The 4,221-nt window shown below is 63.3% G+C and carries 5 protein-coding genes; 2 read left to right on the top strand and 3 right to left on the bottom strand.

Annotated elements, in window-relative coordinates:
- Window positions 1-268: HNH endonuclease signature motif containing protein (locus tag Y708_RS29975; RefSeq protein WP_028280796.1), on the top strand; the 268-nt coding region annotated here is incomplete at its 5' end.
- A gap of 174 nt (window positions 269-442) precedes the next feature.
- On the top strand, window positions 443-1,378 hold the full coding sequence (gene pip / locus Y708_RS0116610) for a prolyl aminopeptidase (protein ID WP_028280795.1): 936 nt from the start codon (window positions 443-445) through the stop codon (window positions 1,376-1,378).
- Here the strand turns inward: pip and Y708_RS0116605 are convergent, their stop codons facing one another.
- The 3 genes from Y708_RS0116605 to Y708_RS27695 all read right to left on the bottom strand — a co-directional run.
- Window positions 1,379-2,353: a helix-turn-helix transcriptional regulator gene (locus tag Y708_RS0116605; protein WP_028280794.1), complete on the bottom strand. Its 975-nt coding sequence runs from the start codon at window positions 2,351-2,353 to the stop codon at window positions 1,379-1,381.
- Window positions 2,354-2,395: 42 nt separating this feature from the next.
- Window positions 2,396-2,935: a hypothetical protein gene (locus Y708_RS0116600; RefSeq protein WP_028280793.1), complete on the bottom strand. Its 540-nt coding sequence runs from the start codon at window positions 2,933-2,935 to the stop codon at window positions 2,396-2,398.
- 50 nt (window positions 2,936-2,985) lie between these two features.
- Window positions 2,986-4,221, bottom strand: a 1,236-nt coding sequence (locus tag Y708_RS27695; RefSeq protein WP_051479085.1) for a DUF58 domain-containing protein, incomplete at its 5' end; no start/stop codon positions are given.

Here is a 4,221-nt window from a genome sequence, read left to right as displayed (position 1 = left end):
CAAAGACTGGACCCGGATCCTTAACCCGACCTGCACGCATCCAGGCTGCAACGTCGCCGCGTCGGCCTGCGAAATCGACCACACCGTCGAGTGGGCCGCCGGAGGGCATACAGCACTATGGAATACCCACCCCGACTGCAACCGGCACCACATGTACAAAACCGAAGGATTCTGGGGCGGAGAACAACCCGAACCCGGAACCTTCACCACCACCTCACTCGCCGGAAAAACCTACACCACCCTCCCCGAACCACTCCCACCCTTCTAATCCAGGGTTTCGTTTATCCAGTGGCAGGCGAGTGGCTGGATCGCGCTCCCAGGGCGATTCGCAGTCCGTGGCGGGCAGCGGGCTGCGGACGCCCGGTGGCTGGAGCGGCAACGGGTATTGTCGCAACGAGCAAAGCGGGCTAGGCAAGCCTTCACCGATAAGTAGGCTGGGAAAATGTTTCCACCCATCGACACGTTCAATTCCGGTCTGCTGCCGGTCGACGACGGCAACGAAATCTACTGGGAAACCTCCGGCAACCCCAAGGGAAAGCCGGCACTGTTCCTCCACGGCGGTCCAGGGTCCGGAATACGCGGCGGTTACCGCCGGCACTATGACCCGGAGAAGTTCTTCATCGTCGGTTTTGAACAGCGCGGCTGCGGGCGGAGCCGCCCGCTCGCCACCGACCCATCGGGGGACTTGTCCACCAACACGACGACGGCGCTCATCGCCGACATGGAGGCGTTGCGCAAACATCTGGGCATCGAAAAATGGCTCCTGTACGGCGCTTCGTGGGGTACCACGCTTGCACTCGCGTACGCACAGGAACATCCCCAACAGGTTACCGAGATGGTTCTGGCCGCCGTGACTTCATCGACTGCCGCCGAGGTTGAATGGATCACCGAGGAGATGGGGCGGGTTTTCCCACGTGAATGGGACGCATTCAGGTCGGGTGCTGACGCCGCGCCCGGTGAACGGCTTGTGGACGCGTATCATCGGCAGCTCACTGATGCTGATCCGGGCGTGCGGGAAACCGCGGCGTTGAACTGGTGTGTCTGGGAGGATGTGCACATGTCGCTGGATCCAAAGTCGGAGCCACGGCTGCAGTTCGAGCCGCCTGGGTTTCGGCTTCTGTTCGCGACGCTCGTTACACATTATTGGAGGAATGCGGGATTTGTGGAGGGACTGCTGGAGACCATGGTCCGGATCCAGCACATCCCAAGTGTGCTGATTCATGGTCGGCTCGATGTGAGTTCGCCGCTGTCCACTGCCTGGAGCCTGCACAAGGTATGGCCTGCCAGTGAGCTGGTTGTGGTGGAGGAAGGGCACGGCGGCATGGAGATGGTCGGGGAGATTGATCGCGCGGTGGCACGCTTTACCCCTGCCGACTGATCATTCCAAGACCGCCGGCGCCGGCCCTCCCGCGGCCGCCAGTCGGGTAGCAGCCAACTGGGCACGCTCACGCAGCAGGGCGGGCTCAAGAATCTCAAATTCCATGTCCATCGCGACCAGATGCATGAGCGGCCAGTCAAGCGAATCCGCACCTGTTCGCATGATGGTTCGGGTGCCGCCGTCGTCCTCCAACTCGGCCGTATCTGACGGGACTTTCTGGGCCACATCCGCCAGCGGTGCATGGATCCGCACCACGATGTCGTACTTGTACGGCGAACGCGTGATCGACTTCTGTACGTAAGCAGCCAGGTCCTCCTCCGGCAGCGGGCGGGACGTGAACCGCTCGCGCGGCGACGGAATGCTTTGGCAGCGGTCCACACGGAAGGTGCGCCAGTCCTCCCGGGTGGCATCCCAGGCCACAAGGTACCAGCGCCGCCCGGTGTCGACCAGCCGGTAAGGCTGCACCACACGGCGGGACGATTCGCCGTCGTGCCGTTCATACCTGAAGACCACGGTCCTGCGCTCGGTGATTGCCGCTGACAGGGCGGTGAGGACCTCTGGATTGACCGGTGTGCTCACCGCAGCCATGCGCGTGACGGCAGTCCGCAATCCGGAAAACTTTGGCCGCAGTCTGCCCGGCAGGACCTGCTCAAGTTTGGTGAGCGCACGCACTGAAGCCTCGCCCAGACCCGACACGGGGCTGGCCGTCACGGCGCTGAGACCGATAGCAACGGCGAGGGCTTCGTCATCGTCGAGCAACAGCGGAGGCAGTTGAGCGCCAGCTCCCAGCTGGTACCCGCCCGCAATGCCGGGGGATGCATGGATGGGGTAGCCGAGCGTACGCAGCTTGCCGATGTCCCGCCGGACCGTGCGTTCAGTTACTTCCATTCGCGCGGCCAGGGCAGAGCCGGTCCATTCGCGGCGGAGCTGGAGGAGTGAAAGCAGCTGAAGAAGCCGGGCCGAAGTTTCCAACATGCTTCAAAAGTACAAGATTATGCGGACAGGAGCTGTCCTTATTCAACGACCATGTGCTCCATCATCAGGCTCAGCAGGACCTGCGGCCCTCCGGGCTGAGGAACGGCGGTACGTCCTCAACAACCAGTAGCCCCAGCTGACCATTGCAACGGCGGACACCAGCACAACGGGAGTGCTCGGTCCAACATTGCTGACCAACAGTGCGACGGCGGCCAACGGCTGGGCTATCAGTTGGACCTTCAGCACGAGGAATAATGCCTGTTTGAGCACCGCCGTACTGACCAAGGCGTTCATCGGGACGCTCAACAGGAACGCGTACAGCACATACAGCAGATGCAACCCGGCCACATACAGCAGCAGGACCGGCGAACCGACCGGTCCGTTGGCCGCATAGCTGCCGATGATGAGCAGGATGGATACCAGGGGAAGCAGGATAAAGGGACGCAGCGCCGCTGCCGCAAACAGCATCACCGGAAGGATCACCCACGGAGTATCACGCCAGAGGGGAATGCCCAATGCCGCGGCAACCGCCACGGATACGAGGCGCAGCCACATGATGGAGACGGCGGGCCCCAGCGTCAACGTGGGTGGCCTGGAAGATGACCTGGACGGGGACGTAGGATTTCCGCCTCTCATCGCATGCCAGCCGCTGCGGATCCGTTGCGCATGCCAGCCGCTGCGGATCCGTTGGCCCGGGCATACCGGCCGCGGAGGGTCGCCAAACCCACGTCGAGTGGAAGCTGACCCGGAAACGAGTCGGCCGCCGTGGCGTCCGGTGTTTCGGCCCGCCAGCCGAGTACGGGAATTCCCAGCCGGTCCAGCTCCTGCAGGCTGTGCCTCCGCTGCAGCAGACACAGCTGAATGGCAAGGCCCTGAGCCTTGCTGCTGCTTCCGCCTCTTAGAACCGGAAGGGTGTCAACGCCGATGACCCGGTGACCGGCGGCGTGCCAGGAACGCATGAGACGCCCGGGTTCATCGTCTGTGAATGGAGAGAGTACGTACAGCAGAGCACCAGTGGGCACTGGAATGTCGCGGGAAAGGCGCTCTGGCCTGGCAGCGGGCCGCAGAATGGCCAAGCGCGTTCGGATCAGTTCCAGCTGGCGTCGTCCGGCGGATGCCCGCAGCGGATGCCGAAGCCCGGATATTTCGTTCAGTCCCACCCGGTCACCGTGAGCGAGATAGGAGGACGCCAGTAGTGTTGCTGCCTCCCGGGTCAGATGTAAAGAAGCAACTTCGCCGAGGGAGGGTTGTCCGCTCGCGAACCACAGCTCGGTTTGAGCCGGATAGTCAAAGGCATGGTCAATGAGCAGGTGGACTGCGGCTTCGGAGTGGGCAAAGGTCCGCCTGACAAAGATCCGGTCCTGGTCAGTGGACCGCCGCGCAGAGGTCCGCCAATCAATCCGGCGCAGTTGGTCGCCAGGCTGGAACGCAAAGACATCCCGCAGTTCGCCGCCGTCTCCGGGGTTGCGGGAGGTGTGCTCGCCCGTGAGACCGCGCAACCGTGCCGGCAGTGGAAGGGATCGCATTTCACCCACCTTGGGGAGCACTGTCAGATGCAGCGAACCAAGGTCCTCGGGTTCCTGTTGCGCCACGCCATCGAGGGTGACGGCGGAAGCGGAGCAGTTTAGGACCTGTGCGCGCCCCGAGAGGGGTATATCAACCGCGACCAGCGGATTCTGGTCGGTCAGGATAACCGCGGCAATTGCCTTGTGTCCGGGGGCTGTGGCCTGAATGATAACGGCAGCGCCGGGTCCGGCTGACGTGACGGCGAACGATTGACGTCCAGCCGTGTCCGGCGGACCGGGTTCGGCAGCCATCTGAACGTCCACCCGCCCCCTTGATCTGCTGCCGAGTCCAGTGGCGGCCAG

The organism is Arthrobacter sp. H5, from assembly GCF_000520595.1.
In the GTDB taxonomy this organism is placed as follows: Bacteria; Actinomycetota; Actinomycetes; order Actinomycetales; family Micrococcaceae; genus Arthrobacter_D.
This window is presented reverse-complemented; position numbering and strand designations above follow the sequence as displayed.